Source organism: Serratia bockelmannii (assembly GCF_051803255.1).
Lineage (GTDB): Bacteria > Pseudomonadota > Gammaproteobacteria > Enterobacterales > Enterobacteriaceae > Serratia > Serratia bockelmannii.
Map to the genome: position 1 here is coordinate 5088327 of NZ_CP196512.1, position 15854 is coordinate 5104180.

Sequence of the window (15854 nt, forward strand, 5' to 3'; positions counted from 1 at the left end):
AACTGTGTAGATGCAATTTCTTAAGAATTCTGTCTCCGCCGATCGTCTTGAAACCTCTCCGGCTGCAGAAAACCAGCTTTACGGCTTATTGCTGGATATTATATCAAAAACACCCAGCTGAATTGATTCAAGTCACGCAATATAACGGTAAAAACACCGCATGGCACGCTGAGCTAACTCAGATATTCATGATAATACTTCGCGCTATGCCTCTATCTGATTATAGCTCCCAATGCCCCTGCCTACCCGGCGGCACCACGGAGCACGGATCCAGGTGAATGATGACGTCCGCCCCCGCAAAACGGTGTCGCAACGCCTGTTCCACCTGATCGGCCAACCGATGCGCCTCACGCAGCGGCAGCGTGTCTTCCATCTCCAGATGCAGCTGGATGAAACGCGTCGGCCCCGACTGACGCGTGCGCAGATCGTGCGCGCCTTTCACCCCGGGCCAGGAGGAAACCACCTCGATAATCGCCTGGCGTTCGTCATCCGGCAACGCCCGATCCAGTAGCGACTGCACCGCTTCGTAGCCCATGCGCAGCGCGCTATAGAGGATGTATACGCCGATGCCCAGCGCGAACAGCGCATCTGCCCGGTGGAAGCCGTACCAGCTTAGCCCAAGAGCGATAAGAATAGCACCATTCATCATGACATCTGACTGATAATGCAGCATATCTGCGCGCACCGCCTGGCTACGGGTTTTCCTGACCACCCAACGTTGATAGGTGACCAGAATCAGGGTGCTGATTAACGCGATCACCGTCACGACGATCCCAACGCCGGGATCGCGCAGCGTTTGCGGCGCATACAGGTGCTGGAAGCCGGTGAGGAACAGAAACAGGGCGGAGCCGGAAATAAACATGCTTTGCGCCAGCGCCGCCAGCGACTCCGCTTTGCCGTGGCCGAAGGTGTGCTCGGCATCGGCCGGCTGCAGCGAATAACGCACCACCAGAAGGTTGGTCAGCGAGGCGGCGATATCGACCAACGAATCCACCAGCGCCGCCAACAGGCTGACCGAACCGGTGTGGTACCAGGCGACGATTTTGATCAACAGCAGCGACGACGCCAACGCAGTTGCGGCCAACGCAGCGGACTTTACCAGGCGAGCATAACGCTGTTCCATTAAGGGATCCCGGTCAAAAGGTGTGGCGCTCAATATAGCGAAATGTCGGATAAAAAAAACCCCGCCATCATGGCGGGGAAGACAGGGATGGTGTCTATGGCAAGGAAAAACAGGGGACTACTCAGTCGTACTTCACTTCTGGGCAGAAGCTTGCTGCAAACCAGAAATTTGTTGCTCCATCTGCTGCATACGCTGCTGATGTTTCTGGTCTAAAACACTTTTTTGCTCTGGCGTCAGCAGGTTATACATTTGGTTGCGCACCCGGGCCATTTCGACCTGGCGCTTGACCTGCTGTTGGGCCATCTTCTCCGCCTGGGCGTACACGGCGGCTTCGTCAAATTTCTCTGCGGTCACCAGTTTATGCATGGCTTCCATTTCAGCTACATTGACACCAGGCAGATCGTGCCGGGCCTGACGCATCAAATCGCGCATTTGCTGGCGCTGCTGTTCGCTGAGGCTGACACCGTCGAACATATGGTGCTGGCCGGGTATTCGGGTCATCGCGTCGTTGCCGGGAGGTTGGGCTGTGTCCGGTATAGTGTCGGCAGCGAAGGCAGCGGTCGAACCAATTGCCAGCAGTGATGCCATAACTAATGCGGTCACCTTACGCATTTCAACTCCTCAAGCTTTCTCACTTTGCGAATCAACGAGGAGCAGTGTACCGCTACACCTGAAAACCTGCGTCAGTGCATGTAAAACTACGTAAAGTCATGGAATGGCAACAGTTGATGACGTATTTTGCGTCTGGAGGTAAATCATAATGAACAAGATTCTGTTAGTTGACGACGACCGCGAGTTGACCTCGCTGTTAAAAGAACTGCTTGAAATGGAAGGTTTTAATATCGTCGTCGCGCACGATGGCGAGCAGGCGTTGTCGCTGCTGGACAGCTCCATCGATCTGCTGCTGCTCGACATCATGATGCCGAAGAAAAACGGCATCGATACGCTGAAAGAACTGCGCCAACATCACCAGACACCGGTCATCATGCTGACCGCGCGCGGCAGCGAACTGGACCGCGTGCTGGGCCTGGAGCTGGGCGCCGATGATTACCTGCCGAAACCCTTCAACGATCGCGAGCTAGTCGCGCGCATTCGCGCCATTCTGCGCCGTTCCAACTGGAGCGAACAGCAGCAGCAGGTCGACAGCGGCGCCCCGACGCTGGATGTCGATGGCCTGCAGCTGAATCCCGGCCGCCAGGAGGCCAGCTTCGACGGCCAGGTGCTGGATCTGACCGGCACCGAGTTCACCCTGCTTTACCTGCTGGCGCAACACCTCGGGCAGGTGGTATCGCGCGAACTGCTGAGCCAGGAAGTGCTGGGCAAACGCCTGACTCCGTTCGATCGCGCTATCGACATGCACATCTCCAACCTGCGGCGTAAGCTGCCGGATCGCAAAGACGGGCATCCGTGGTTCAAAACCCTGCGCGGGCGTGGTTATTTGATGGTATCTGCAACATGATCAACAGTTTGACGGCACGCATCTTCGCCATTTTCTGGTTTACGTTAGCCCTGGTGCTAATGCTGGTGCTGATGGTGCCCAAGCTCGACTCCCGCCAAATGACCTCGCTGCTCGACAGCGAGCAGCGGCAGGGGTTGATGCTGGAACAGCACGTCGAGGCCGAGTTGCAAAACGATCCGGCCAACGATCTGATGTGGTGGCGCCGCCTGTTCCGCGCCATCGACAAATGGGCGCCGCCGGGCCAACGCCTGTTGCTGGTCACCAGCGAAGGCCGGGTGATCGGCGCGCAGCGCAACGAAATGCAGATCGTCCGCAACTTCATCGGCCAATCCGATAATTCGGATCATCCCAAGAAGAAAAAGTACGGCCGCGTCGAGCTGGTCGGGCCGTTCGCGGTGCGCGACGGCGAAGACAACTACCAGCTGTACCTGATCCGTCCCGCCAACAGCCCGCAATCCGATTTCATCAACCTGATGTTCGACCGGCCGCTGCTGCTGCTGATCGTCACCATGCTGATCAGCGCCCCGCTGCTGCTGTGGCTGGCCTGGAGCCTGGCGAAACCGGCACGCAAGCTGAAGAACGCCGCCGATGACGTGGCGCGCGGCAACCTGAAGCAGCATCCGGAACTGGAGGCCGGCCCGCAGGAGTTCCTGGCCACCGGCGCCAGCTTCAACCAGATGGTCAGCGCGCTGGAACGCATGATGAACGCTCAGCAACGGCTGATCTCGGACATCTCGCACGAGCTGCGCACGCCGCTGACGCGCCTGCAGCTGGCCACCGCGCTGATGCGCCGCCGCCACGGCGAAGGGCACGAACTGGCGCGCATCGAAACCGAAGCGCAGCGGCTGGATTCGATGATCAACGATCTGCTGGCGCTGTCGCGCGGGCAGCAAAAGGGCGAGCTGGCGCGCGAGCAGTTGAAGGCCAACGAACTGTGGGCCGACGTGCTGGACAACGCCCGTTTCGAAGCGGAACAGATGGGCAAGCAGTTGGAGATCGCTGCGCCGCCAGGTCCGTGGACGCTGTTCGGCAACGCGAGCGCGCTGGACAGCGCGTTGGAAAACATCGTGCGCAACGCCCTGCGGTATTCACACACCCGCATTGCCGTGGCGTTCAGCGCCGACAATCAGGGCGTGACCATCCAGGTTGACGACGACGGCCCCGGCGTCAGCGCCGAAGACCGCGAGCAGATCTTCCGTCCGTTCTACCGCACCGATGAAGCGCGCGACCGTGAGTCCGGCGGCACCGGCCTCGGCCTGGCGATCGTCGAGGCGGCGGTCAACCAGCATCGCGGCTGGGTGAAGGCCGAAGACAGCCCGCTTGGCGGCCTGCGGCTGGTGCTGTGGCTGCCGCTGCATCATCAACGCCTATCGTCTAAGACAGAACAGTAAGAGTTTGCTATCCTGCGCCCCTCGTTCACGAGGGGCCTGCAACATGCTGAACATCGTTTTATTTGAACCCGAAATTCCACCCAATACCGGCAATATCATCCGCCTGTGCGCCAATACCGGCTTTAATCTGCATCTGATCGAACCGCTGGGTTTTCCGTGGGACGACAAACGCCTGCGCCGCGCCGGGCTGGATTACCATGAGTTCACCCGCGTCCACCGTCATGCCGACTACGCCGCTTTTCTCGCCGCCGAAAACCCGCAGCGGCTGTTTGCCCTCACCACCAAGGGCACGCCGGCGCACAGCGCCGTCAGCTACCAGGCCGGCGACTACCTGCTGTTCGGTCCGGAAACGCGTGGATTGCCTGCCGACATCCTCGATGCGCTGCCCGCGCAGCAAAAAATCCGCATCCCAATGCAGGCGCAAAGCCGCAGCATGAACCTGTCGAATGCCGTATCGGTGGTGGTGTATGAAGCCTGGCGGCAGTTGGACTATGCCGGCGCGCTGATCAAAGCGTAATCCGCGACGACGCGCCATACTGGAAGGGTTAACCTCTCCAGATACGGCACATGGCTTTCATCGCAGATATTGTTACCCAGCTTCGCCGGCTCGAATCGGCGCTGAACGAGGCGCTGTTGCGGCTGCAACAGGCGCAAGACACCGAGGCGCTACACGACTTGCGCGTCTGCCTGCGCCGCATTCGCAGCCTGCTGCGTCCGTTGCGCGGCTGCCCCGGCGCAACGCGGCTCGATCGGGCCGCCGCCGAGTTGGGCAAGCTCACGACGCCGCTGCGCGATCTCGAGGTGCTGATCGTCGAATTGGCGCACCATCGCCTCGATTGGCAGGCCAACGTGCGCCAAAGCGATTTTCAGGCCCGCTGCCGCCAACTGCTCGCCAACCCGCTGCTCATCAGCTTCCCTTCGCTATTGCACGCCTGGCCGCACCGCTTTCGCCGCATCGCGCAGCGCCCCGCCAAACACCGTGTGAACCGACGCCTGCAGCACCAGCAGCGGCAATTGCGCCGGGCGTTGGCTGATACCGGCTACGATCGCCACCGTCTGCGGCTGCTGGTCAAACGCCTGCGCTACGCGGCCGAAGCCTACCCGCAACGCCTCCCCCTCTCTCCCGCCGCAATGGCGGGCCTGAAAGCGGTGCAAAACGCCCTCGGCGATTGGCACGACCGGGAGGTCTGGTGCCTGCAGGCAGAACATCAGGCGGATCTCTGGCCCTTGTTGCCCCGATGGCAAGCAGAGCAACACCAGGCGCTGGCCAGAGCGGACATCTTGCTCGTTGCCTTATCACCCGCACTGGTGGCGAAAACCGGCGGCGCATCACGATCCTGAAAAAAGGCCGCAGCAGGGCACGCCCGGCCCCGAAAATGCCCGATGAGGCGCAGATAATGCGCTATGTTTTGTAAGGGTAATCACCACTCATCATAGGAAACCACATGAAAAAACAACGCTTGAGCGTTGCCATGGCCGTTCTGGCAGCGGGCCTGTTGCTGGCGGGCTGTTCGTCCAAAGTCACCCAAACGTCGCAATATTCGGGCTTCTTGTCCGATTACAGCAAACTGCAGGAAACCACCTCGCCAAGCGGTCATAAAACGCTGCGCTGGGTAGATCCGAGCTACAAGGAATCCAACTATCGCGGTATCTATTTCCAACCGGTGGTCTATTTCCCGGCGGAGAAACCTACGGCGCGCGTCAGCCAGGACACGCTGAACAAGATTAAGGCCTACGCGACCCAGCGAATCAAAACCGCGCTGCAGAACCGCTTTACCATTCTGCCAAGCCCGACGGGCTCGCGCGTTCTGGTGGCCAAACTCGCCATCACCGCCGTTTCGGCCGAAAACGAAGACATGAAGTTCTATGAAGTGGTGCCGGTCGCTGCAGTGGTTGCCAGCACCATGGCGGCTACCGGGCACCGGACGCAAAATACCGCGCTGTATATTGAAGGCGAGTTGATCGACCAGGATACCGGTAAAACGGTGATGGAAGTGGTACGCAAGGCCTACGGTAAAACCGTCAACAACGACAGCACGCCGGTCACGGCGGATGACGTCAAGGCGGCGATCGACGACATCGTTACCGATATCACCCAGTTCCCGAAACAGGGCTGACCGCCGCCTGAAAAACACAGGGGGAGCCAAAGCTCCCCCTGAATGGATACGCAAACGGCGTTCAAATGCCGTCGCCGTACTCGAAACCGTGGTTGGTACCGTTGAAGTATTGGTCCATATCCATCGACGGCGTATCGCTCTCCGGCCGCCCGACGATGCGCGCCGGCACCCCGGCGGCGGTGGTATGCGGCGGCACCGCCTGCAAAACCACCGAACCCGCGCCGATCTTCGCGCCCTTGCCCACTTCGATATTGCCGAGAATTTTAGCGCCGGCGCCAATCATCACCCCTTCACGGATTTTCGGGTGACGGTCGCCGCTGGTTTTACCGGTACCGCCGAGAGTGACCGACTGCAGGATAGAAACGTTGTTCTCCACCACCGCCGTTTCACCGATCACGATGCCGGTAGCGTGGTCAAGCATGATGCCGCAGCCGATGGTCGCCGCCGGGTGGATGTCCACGCCGAAGGCGACGGAAATTTGATTTTGCAGGTAGATAGCCAGCGCTTGCCGCCCTTGCTGCCACAGCCAATGGCCGATGCGGTAAGCCTGCAGCGCATGGAACCCTTTGAGGTAAAGCAGCGGCGTGGAGTATTTATCGACCGCCGGGTCGCGCAGCCGCACCGCGAGGATATCGCGCGCCGCCGAAACGATCATCTGATTGTCGGACTTATAGGCCTCTTCCACCACCTCGCGCACCGCGATGGCGGGCATGATCGGCGTTGCCAGCTTGTTGGCCAGCATATAGCTGAGCGCGCTGCCCAGATTCTCGTGCTTGAGCAACGTCGCATGGAAAAAGCTGGCCAGCATCGGTTCACAATCAGCCAGTGCTCGCGCTTCTGATTTAATGCTGTTCCAGACCTGTTCCAACTCTTCTGACGACATCACATACCCCTTTGCCTTGCCAAACGGGCCGCTTCACACAGTAGCGCGGAGCGGCCCAGGTCATTTGCGGGGTCAGCATTCCGCTGCCCCGACATATCGTTTTATGTCACGCGCTGGGTTTTTCGTCCTTTCGGGCTCGCCCCAGCAAGCTCAGCGCCGCTTCGCGGGCGTCTTTATGGCAGTAAAGCACCTGATAAATCTGTTCGGTGATCGGCATTTCCACGCCGTGCCGCTGCGCCAGCGCCAACACCTCTTTGGTATTACGATAGCCCTCGACCACCTGACCGATGCTGTCCTGCGCTTCCTGCACGCCTTTACCTTGCCCCAGCATAATGCCGAAGCGGCGGTTGCGCGATTGGTTGTCCGTGCAGGTTAGCACCAGATCCCCCAGCCCCGCCATGCCCATGAACGTCGAAGGATCGGCGCCCAGCGCAGAACCCAGACGGCTCATTTCCGCCAGCCCGCGCGTAATCAACGCGGTGCGGGCGTTGGCGCCGAAACCGATGCCGTCGGACATGCCAGCGCCGATGGCGATCACATTCTTCACCGCGCCGCCAAGCTGCACGCCGATAAAGTCGGGATTGCTGTAGACGCGGAAGCTCTTGCCGCAGTGCAACAGCTGTTGCAGATCGTCGGCGAACTGCGCATCGGTCGCCGCCAGCGCGATCGCCGTCGGCAGACCGGCGGCCAGCTCTTTGGCGAACGTCGGCCCGGAGAGCACCGCCAGCGGGATCGCCTCGCCCAACGCCTCACGCGCCACGTCCTGCAGCAATCGCCCGGTTTCCGCTTCCAACCCCTTGGTGGCCCACACGATGCGGGCGTCCGGGCGCAGATGCGGCTTCAGTTGACGCAGCACGTCGCCAAACACGTGGCTTGGCACCACCACCAGCACGTCGCGGCTGGCCGCCAGCGCACGCGCCAAATCGGCCTCAAGCAGCAGGGTATCGGGGAAAGGAACGTCGGGCAGAAACGCCTGATTGCAGCGATCTTGCTGCAACGTTTGAATTTGCGCGGGGTTGTGCCCCCACAGCACCACGGCATGGCCGTTACGCGCCAGCGTAATGGCCAATGCGGTGCCGTACGAGCCGGCACCGATAACAGTCATTGAAGCATTGACGGTGTTCATCAGGCATCCTGATGTGGTGCGGCACCTTCGCCTTCCGCCTGCTGCTGCAGATAGTTCATGAACAGCGCGTCAAAGTTGACCGGTGCCAAGTTCAGCTGCGGGAATGTACCGCGGGAAACCAGGCTGGTGATGCACTCGCGCGCATACGGGAACAGGATGTTCGGGCAGTATGCACCCAGGCAATGCGCCAGCTGCGTGCCTTCGATACCTGCTACCGAGAAGATGCCCGCCTGTTGCACTTCGCACAGGAACGCGGTCTCTTCGCCCAGGCTCGCCGTCACGGTTACGCGCAGTACCACTTCATACACTTCGTCAGCCAGCTGGCTGGACGCGGTATCCAGATCAAGTTTAACTTCCGGCTGCCATTCCTGCTGGAAAACCTGCGGCGCGTTCGGCGCTTCGAAGGAGATGTCCTTGGTATAGATACGTTGGATCTGGAAAGCCATTTCGGTGCTGTTTTGTTCTGACATGTGAGTAATACCCTTGGTTAAACGTCCTTATTGACACTCGGTGAGCCGGCAAGCTGCTTAAAGCAGCGGATCCAGGCCGCCGCGAGCATCGAGTTCATATAAATCATCACAGCCGCCGATATGCCGGCCATCGATGAAAATCTGCGGCACGGTGGTGCGCCCGCTGCGCTCGATCATCACTTCGCGCTTGGCGCTATCGCCGTCGATGGCGATCTCGTTAAACGCCGCGCCCTTGCTGTTCAACAGCGCCTTGGCGCGATGGCAGAACGGACAGGTCGCTTTGGTGTAGATATCAATGTTAGCCATGGATTGCCACCTCAAATAGGTTAAACGGTTACTTACCGCGCACCAGCGGCAGGTTTTCTCCGCTCCAGCCGGCGATGCCGTCTTTCAGCATCGTCACCTTTTCAAAACCGGCCTTGCTCAGGTTCTCCGCCGGCTCGCGGGAGGCGGTGCCGTTGGCGCACACGACGATGATCGGCTGCGCTTTGTGTTTTTCCAGCTCGCCCAGGCTGCCGCTTTTGATTTCGCTGGCGGTCAGGTTGATGGCGCTGGCCAGGTGACCACGGCGGAAATCGTCGCGGCTGCGGGTGTCGACCACCACGGCTTCTTCTTTGTTGATCAGGCGGATAGCTTCACCGCGAGCGATCTCTTTGACCTTGGAGAAACGGCTTTTGAAGGTCATGACGATCACGGCGACCAGCAGAGCGATCCAAGCCAGGCTCAGAATCGGGTGTCTGCTTACGAATGGCATAATTTCTTGCAGCATGGGGTGTAACAACTCCCGTCAGTTAAGGGATAAATAAGTCAAGGTTCCAGAGTATACCTGCCGAGTGCGGCAAATACAGCCAATAAGCAAGCGCGATTGTAGAAACTGCGGGCTGCGCTGAGAAATTCCCGAGGTCAGAGCATAAAAGCCCGCGCGATTCGCCGCAACCTTGATCTCTTTGGGCTATTTCTCGCCGGCGGCGATGTAAAATCAGCCGGTTTTTCGAGGGCGAACAGCCATGCTTGCGGCGGGCGCATGGCTATTCGCAGCTTAAAAAGTTCATAAGAGGTCAATGCAATGTCGAGCAACAAAAAACCGATGGTACTGGTGATCCTGGACGGTTACGGCCACCGTGAGGAGCGGCAGGACAACGCGATCCTGAACGCCGGCACCCCGGTGATGGACCTTCTGTGGCGGGAGCAGCCGCATACGCTGATCGCCGCCTCCGGGCTGGATGTCGGCCTGCCCGACGGCCAAATGGGCAACTCCGAAGTCGGCCACGTCAACCTGGGCGCCGGGCGCATCGTCTACCAGGATCTGACCCGGCTGGACAAAGCGATCGCCGACGGCGACTTCTTCGCCAACCCGGTGCTGACCGCCGCCGTCGATAAGGCCGTAGCGGCCGGCAAGGCGGTGCATATCATGGGCCTGCTGTCGCCGGGCGGCGTGCACAGCCACGACGAGCACATTCTGGCCATGATCAAGCTGGCCGCCCAACGCGGCGCCAAAGCCGTTTATCTGCATGCCTTCCTCGACGGGCGCGACACGCCGCCGCGCAGCGCCGAAGCCCCGCTGCAACGCTGCCGCGACGCCTTCGCCGCGCTGGGCGTCGGTCGCATCGCCTCGCTGATCGGCCGCTACTACGCGATGGACCGCGACAACCGCTGGGATCGCGTGCAGCTGGCCTATGACCTGCTGACCGCGGCCAAAGGCGACTACGTGGCCGACGATGCGATCGCCGGCCTGCAGGCCGCCTACCAGCGCGGTGAAAACGACGAGTTCGTCAAACCGACCGTCATTCGCGCCGCCGGTGAGGCGGATGCCGCGATGCAGGACGGCGATGCGTTGATCTTCATGAACTTCCGCGCTGACCGCGCGCGCCAGATCACCCGCGCTTTCGTGAACGCGGATTTCGACGGTTTCCCGCGCGCCAAGCGGGTGCAGTTCGGCGATTTCGTGATGCTGACCGAGTACGCCGCCGACATCGCGACCGCCTGCGCCTATCCGCCGGCGTCGCTGGCCAACACCTTCGGCGAATGGCTGATGAAGCACGACAAAACCCAGCTGCGCATCTCGGAAACCGAAAAATACGCCCACGTCACCTTCTTCTATAACGGCGGCGTGGAAGCGCCGTTCAAAGGGGAAGACCGCGTGCTGGTCAATTCGCCGAAGGTCGCCACCTACGATCTGCAGCCGGAGATGAGCGCCGCCGAGCTGACCGACAAACTGCTGAGCGCCATCCGCAGCGGCAAATACGACGCCATTATCTGCAACTACCCGAACGGCGACATGGTGGGGCATACCGGCGTGTATGAAGCAGCGGTCAAAGCGGTGGAGACGCTGGATGCCTGCATCGCCCAGGTGGTTGACGCGGTGCGCGACGTCGACGGCCAACTGCTGATCACCGCCGATCACGGCAACGCCGAGCAGATGCGCGATCCGGCCACCGGCCAGGCGCATACCGCCCACACCAGCCTGCCGGTACCGCTGATTTACGTCGGCAAACCGGCACGGGCGGTCGACGGCGGCAAGCTTTCGGACATCGCGCCAACCCTGTTAACGCTGATGGGAATGGAAATCCCGCAAGAGATGACTGGTAAGCCGCTGTTCATCGTGGAATAATCCTTCTCCATGAGGGAGAAGGCGTTTTTTGCACTATCAAGGGTAACCCGAAGCGCAAACGCAGGCAGCCGGCCGCTGCCTGAACGCACCGCGCCAAGGACGTTCACCGCCATGTGCGCCAGCGTATTTTGCGCTGGCGTCTTGCTGTTGCCGCTCGCCGGCCAGGCGGCGGAAGACAATAAATCCCAGTTGAAAGACATCCAGCAGAGCATCGCCGAGAAAGAAAAAGCGGTGAAGCAGCAGCAGCAGCAGCGCAGCTCGCTGCAGGATCAGCTGCGTCAACAGGAAAAAACCATCGCCCAGGCCAGCCGCCAGTTGCGCGACACCCAGGGCACGCTCACCCAGTTGGGCAAGGACATTTCCGGCCTGAACGCCTCGATAGCCAAACTGCAAAAGCAGCAATCGACCCAGCAAAACCTCCTCGCCAAACAGCTCGACGCCGCCTTCCGGCAAGGGCAGCACAGCGCCGTTCAGCTGATCCTCAGCGGTGAAGAAAGCCAGCGCAGCGAACGTATTCTGGCCTATTTCGGCTATCTGAATGAAGCGCGCCAGAAAACCATCGAAGAGTTGAAACAGACCCGCGCCGAGCTGGCGAAGCAAAAAACCACGCTGGTGGCTAAACAGGGCCAGCAAAAATCCTTACTGAGCGAACAACAGACACAGCAGCAGAAGCTGGAGCAGGCGCGCGGCGCCCGCAAGAAAACGCTGACCGCGCTGGAAGCTTCGCTGGAAAAAGACCAACAACGCCTGGTGGAACTGCGCCAAAACGAAGCCCGCATGCGCGACAAGATCGCCCGGGCGGAGCGCGAAGCCCGTGCGCGCGCCGAACGCGAAGCGCGTGAAGCGGCCAAAGTGCGCGAACAGGTGCGCATCAAGGAACAGCAGGCGAAGAAAACCGGCACCACCTACAAACCTAGCGAAGCCGATCGCTCGCTGATGGCGCGCACCGGCGGTCTCGGTCGTCCGGCCGGCCAGCTGATGTGGCCGGTACGCGGCCGCACTCTGCACGGCTTTGGCGAACAGCAGCAGGGCGAACTACGCTGGAAAGGCATGGTGATTGAGGCCCGCGAAGGTAGCGAAGTGAAAGCCGTCGCCGATGGCCGCGTGCTGCTGGCCGACTGGCTGCAAGGCTATGGCCTGATGGTGGTGGTCGAACACGGTAAAGGCGACATGAGCGTGTACGGCTACAACCAAAGCGCGTTGGTCAACGTCGGGGCGCAGGTGCGCGCCGGCCAGCCGATCGCGCTGGTCGGCACCAGCGGCGGCCAGGGAACGCCGTCGCTCTATTTCGAAATCCGTCGTCAGGGACAGGCGGTTAACCCACTGCCGTGGTTGGGAAGATAGATTTGCACTATGTCAAAACCCGTACAGCTCTGTTAATAGGCTGTCTGCTGCAGGTTTACGCTGCGCAGGCAGGAAAACTCTCCATCGTCATCGATGACGTGGGCTACCGCCCTCACGAAGAAAACGCAGTGCTGCAAATGCCAACGGCGATCTCGGTTGCGGTATTGCCCAACGCGCCGCATGCCCGCCTGATGGCCACTCGCGCCCACAGCCAGGGCCGCGAAGTCTTGATCCACATGCCAATGGCGCCGCTCAGCAAGCAGCCGCTGGAGCGCGATACCCTGCAGCCTGCCATGAGCAGCGACGAGATCCAGCGCATCATCCGCAACGCGGTGAACAATGTGCCTTACGCGGTCGGCATGAACAACCACATGGGCAGCGCCATGACCTCCAGCCTGCCGGGCATGCAGAAAGTGATGCAGGCGCTCGAAAGCTACCGCCTGTACTTCCTCGACAGCATGACCATCGGCAACAGCCAGGCGACCCGCGCCGCGGCCGGCACCGGCGTGAAAGTGATCAAACGCAAGGTGTTCCTCGACGATACCGCGAACGAAGCCGACATCCGCCGCCAGTTCAATCGCGCGGTTGAATTGGCGCGGCGCAACGGTTCCGCCATCGCCATCGGGCATCCACGTCCGGCGACGGTGAAAGTGCTGCAGCAGATGCTGCCGTCGCTGCCCGCCGATATCGTGCTGGTCAAACCGAGCGCGCTGCTGAACGAACCGCAGGGCAACGGCGGCGGCAGCTACGTCCCGCCGCCGGTCAAACCGCAAAAACCGCAGCCGAAAAATCCGTTCAGCGGTGGCATCAAACAGTGCAAGGTCAAACCGCCGAAGGAAAAAGCCAACGCCGGCACCGCGCTGGGCGTCATCGCCGACAGCATAGCCACCTCGCCGCCGGTGACCTTCATCAAGCGTCATTGGCAACACTGGACGCAAGCCAAACCGCAAGCATAAAAAAAGGCCGGAATTCCGGCCTTTTTCACGTCTGCCGAGATTAATCCCAGCTCAGCACCACTTTACCCGACTTGCCGGAGCGCATGGCGTCGAAGCCCTGCTGGAACTCGTCGATCGAGAAACGGTGGGTGATGATCGGGGTCAAATCCAGGCCGGACTGGATCAGCGCCGCCATCTTGTACCAGGTTTCGAACATTTCGCGGCCGTAAATCCCTTTGATAAACAGACCCTTGAAGATGACCTGGTTCCAGTCGATCGACATATCCGAAGGCGGAATGCCCAGCATGGCGATGCGTCCGCCGTGGTTCATGGCATTGAGCAGCGTGCGGAACGCCGGCGGCGCGCCGGACATTTCCAGACCGACGTCGAATCCTTCGGTCATACCCAGCTCGGCCATCACGTCGTTGAGGTTTTCCTTACTGACGTTCACCGCGCGGGTCACGCCCATCTTGCGCGCCAGTTCCAGACGGTATTCGTTAACGTCGGTGATCACCACATGGCGAGCGCCGACGTGTTTGCACACCGCCGCCGCCATGATGCCGATCGGGCCGGCGCCGGACACCAGCACGTCTTCCCCGACCAGATCGAACGACAGCGCGGTGTGTACCGCGTTACCGAACGGATCGAAGATCGAAGCCAGTTCGTCGGAGATGTTATCCGGGATCTTGAAGGCGTTGAACGCCGGGATCACCAGGTATTCCGCGAAGCTGCCCGGACGGTTCACGCCCACGCCGACGGTGTTGCGGCACAGGTGCGTGCGGCCGCCGCGGCAGTTGCGGCAGTGGCCGCAGGTGATGTGACCTTCACCGGACACGCGATCGCCGATGCTGAAGCCTTTGACTTCCTGACCGATCGCCACCACTTCGCCCACGTATTCATGGCCGACCACCATCGGAACCGGAATGGTTTTTTGCGACCATTCGTCCCAGTTGTAGATATGCACATCGGTGCCGCAGATCGCGGTTTTGCGGATTTTGATCATGATGTCGTTGTGGCCCAGCTCCGGCTGAGGCACGTCGGTCATCCAAATCCCTTCTTCCGCTTTCAGTTTTGACAGTGCTTTCATGGTTTTACCTTATGCAATAACGCCAAGATCCTTACCGATACGTGTAAACGCCGCCACTGCGCGTTCGATTTGCTCCGGGGTGTGGTCGGCGGACATCTGGGTACGAATGCGCGCCTGGCCTTTCGGCACCACCGGATAGAAGAAACCGGTCACATAGATGCCTTCCTTGAGCAACGCATTGGCGAATTCCTGCGCCAGCTTCGCCTCACCCAGCATGACCGGGATGATGGCGTGATCGGCGCCGGCCAGGGTGAAGCCGGCGGCGGTCATTTTTTCGCGGAACAGACGCGCGTTGGCCCACAGGCGATCGCGCAGGGCGTCGCCCTCTTCCAGCAGTTCCAGCACTTTGATCGACGCGGCGACGATCGCCGGCGCCAGCGAGTTGGAGAACAGGTACGGACGCGAGCGCTGGCGCAGCCACTCCACCACTTCTTTCTTGGCGGCGGTGTAGCCGCCGGACGCGCCGCCCAGCGCTTTGCCTAACGTACCGGTAATGATATCGACGCGGCCCATCACTTCGCAGTATTCATGGGTGCCGCGCCCGTTGGCGCCGACAAAGCCCACCGCATGGGAGTCATCCACCATCACCAGCGCCTGATACTCGTCCGCCAGATCGCAAACCCCTTTCAGGTTGGCGATTACGCCGTCCATCGAGAATACGCCGTCGGTGGCGATCAGAATGTGCCGCGCGCCGTCGGCTTTGGCCTGTTTCAGCTGCGCGGCCAGCTCGGTCATGTCGTTATTGGCGTAGCGATAGCGCTTGGCCTTACACAGGCGCACGCCGTCGATGATCGACGCGTGGTTCAGCGCATCGGAGATAATCGCGTCTTCCGGGCCGAGCAGGGTTTCGAACAGCCCGCCGTTGGCGTCGAAGCAAGAGGAGTACAGGATCGCGTCTTCCATGCCCAAAAAGGCCGCCAGTTTCTGTTCCAGCTGCTTGTGGCTGTCCTGGGTGCCGCAGATGAAGCGCACCGACGCCATGCCGAAACCGTGGCTGTCCATCCCCGACTTGGCGGCGGCGATCAGCGCCGGATGGTTGGCCAGGCCCAGGTAGTTATTGGCGCAGAAGTTGATCACATGGCTGCCGTCGGCAACGGCGATATCCGCCTGCTGCGCGGAGGTGATGATGCGTTCTTCCTTGAACAGCCCTTCACTGCGAGTGGCGGCAAGCTGTTGTTCCAACTGCTGATAAAAAGACGCTGACATTCGGTTATCTCCAGGATTGGGCTATTTACGGCATATTTTACTGATTTGTAACCAAACTGACGAGAATGCGCGGGAGAGAATATTAAAATTGCAGCAGATATC

17 protein-coding genes are annotated in these 15854 nt (G+C 60.5%); 8 read left to right on the top strand and 9 right to left on the bottom strand.

Going from position 1 to position 15854, the window contains the following annotated elements; genetic code table 11:
• Positions 1-220 precede the first annotated feature (220 nt).
• Both fieF and cpxP read right to left on the bottom strand, forming a co-directional pair.
• On the bottom strand, positions 221-1123 hold the full coding sequence (fieF, locus tag ACSJLU_RS24110) for a CDF family cation-efflux transporter FieF (RefSeq protein ID WP_043141001.1): 903 nt from the start codon (positions 1121-1123) through the stop codon (positions 221-223).
• A 132-nt stretch (positions 1124-1255) separates the two neighbouring features.
• Positions 1256-1735 (bottom strand): cell-envelope stress modulator CpxP, encoded by a 480-nt coding sequence (gene cpxP / locus ACSJLU_RS24115; protein WP_004931122.1) that lies wholly within the window; start codon positions 1733-1735, stop codon positions 1256-1258.
• Positions 1736-1883: 148 nt separating this feature from the next.
• On the opposite strand from cpxP, the gene cpxR reads away from it, so the two are divergent.
• From cpxR to ACSJLU_RS24140, 5 genes are all read left to right on the top strand, one after another.
• A complete protein-coding gene (gene cpxR, locus ACSJLU_RS24120) occupies positions 1884-2582 on the top strand; it encodes an envelope stress response regulator transcription factor CpxR (protein WP_025304671.1) in 699 nt (232 codons plus the stop codon).
• Positions 2579-3973, top strand: coding sequence for an envelope stress sensor histidine kinase CpxA (gene cpxA / locus ACSJLU_RS24125; RefSeq protein WP_015379421.1), 1395 nt, complete (start codon positions 2579-2581; stop codon positions 3971-3973). The genes cpxR and cpxA overlap by 4 nt, the downstream gene beginning before the upstream one ends.
• A 43-nt stretch (positions 3974-4016) precedes the next feature.
• Positions 4017-4490 carry a tRNA (uridine(34)/cytosine(34)/5-carboxymethylaminomethyluridine(34)-2'-O)-methyltransferase TrmL gene (gene trmL / locus ACSJLU_RS24130; RefSeq protein WP_025304673.1) on the top strand — a complete coding sequence of 158 codons (474 nt, stop codon included), beginning with the start codon at positions 4017-4019 and terminating at the stop codon, positions 4488-4490.
• Positions 4491-4540: 50 nt separating this feature from the next.
• Positions 4541-5314 carry a CHAD domain-containing protein gene (locus tag ACSJLU_RS24135; protein WP_342096788.1) on the top strand — a complete coding sequence of 258 codons (774 nt, stop codon included), beginning with the start codon at positions 4541-4543 and terminating at the stop codon, positions 5312-5314.
• 104 nt (positions 5315-5418) lie between these two features.
• Complete coding sequence (locus tag ACSJLU_RS24140; protein ID WP_025304675.1) at positions 5419-6090, top strand: DUF3313 domain-containing protein; 672 nt, start codon at positions 5419-5421, stop codon at positions 6088-6090.
• A 61-nt stretch (positions 6091-6151) separates the two neighbouring features.
• Here the strand turns inward: ACSJLU_RS24140 and cysE are convergent, their stop codons facing one another.
• From cysE to ACSJLU_RS24165, 5 genes are all read right to left on the bottom strand, one after another.
• Complete coding sequence (cysE, locus tag ACSJLU_RS24145; protein WP_025304676.1) at positions 6152-6973, bottom strand: serine O-acetyltransferase; 822 nt, start codon at positions 6971-6973, stop codon at positions 6152-6154.
• A 106-nt stretch (positions 6974-7079) separates the two neighbouring features.
• Complete coding sequence (gene gpsA, locus ACSJLU_RS24150; RefSeq protein ID WP_060448503.1) at positions 7080-8099, bottom strand: NAD(P)H-dependent glycerol-3-phosphate dehydrogenase; 1020 nt, start codon at positions 8097-8099, stop codon at positions 7080-7082.
• The gene (gene secB / locus ACSJLU_RS24155; RefSeq protein ID WP_025304678.1) at positions 8099-8569 is read right to left on the bottom strand and encodes a protein-export chaperone SecB; all 471 of its coding nucleotides are present in this window, start codon (positions 8567-8569) and stop codon (positions 8099-8101) included. The genes gpsA and secB overlap by 1 nt, the downstream gene beginning before the upstream one ends.
• A 57-nt stretch (positions 8570-8626) precedes the next feature.
• Complete coding sequence (grxC, locus tag ACSJLU_RS24160) at positions 8627-8875, bottom strand: glutaredoxin 3 (protein ID WP_019452217.1); 249 nt, start codon at positions 8873-8875, stop codon at positions 8627-8629.
• Positions 8876-8903: 28 nt separating this feature from the next.
• Positions 8904-9338, bottom strand: coding sequence for a rhodanese-like domain-containing protein (locus ACSJLU_RS24165; RefSeq protein ID WP_016929700.1), 435 nt, complete (start codon positions 9336-9338; stop codon positions 8904-8906).
• A 297-nt stretch (positions 9339-9635) separates the two neighbouring features.
• Between ACSJLU_RS24165 and gpmM the strand changes: the two genes are divergently transcribed.
• From gpmM to ACSJLU_RS24180, 3 genes are read left to right on the top strand one after another with little or no spacing between them, the layout of a single operon-like run.
• Entirely contained in the window at positions 9636-11180 is a 1545-nt protein-coding gene (gene gpmM, locus ACSJLU_RS24170) for a 2,3-bisphosphoglycerate-independent phosphoglycerate mutase (RefSeq protein ID WP_342096789.1), read from the top strand.
• A gap of 9 nt (positions 11181-11189) precedes the next feature.
• Complete coding sequence (gene envC, locus ACSJLU_RS24175) at positions 11190-12524, top strand: murein hydrolase activator EnvC (RefSeq protein ID WP_028128084.1); 1335 nt, start codon at positions 11190-11192, stop codon at positions 12522-12524.
• Positions 12525-12526: 2 nt separating this feature from the next.
• Positions 12527-13480, top strand: coding sequence for a divergent polysaccharide deacetylase family protein (locus ACSJLU_RS24180; protein ID WP_049205333.1), 954 nt, complete (start codon positions 12527-12529; stop codon positions 13478-13480).
• Positions 13481-13520: 40 nt separating this feature from the next.
• Here the strand turns inward: ACSJLU_RS24180 and tdh are convergent, their stop codons facing one another.
• Entirely contained in the window at positions 13521-14546 is a 1026-nt protein-coding gene (tdh, locus tag ACSJLU_RS24185; RefSeq protein ID WP_025304682.1) for an L-threonine 3-dehydrogenase, read from the bottom strand.
• A gap of 9 nt (positions 14547-14555) precedes the next feature.
• On the bottom strand, positions 14556-15752 hold the full coding sequence (gene kbl, locus ACSJLU_RS24190) for a glycine C-acetyltransferase (RefSeq protein WP_004931154.1): 1197 nt from the start codon (positions 15750-15752) through the stop codon (positions 14556-14558).
• Positions 15753-15854: the final 102 nt, after the last annotated feature.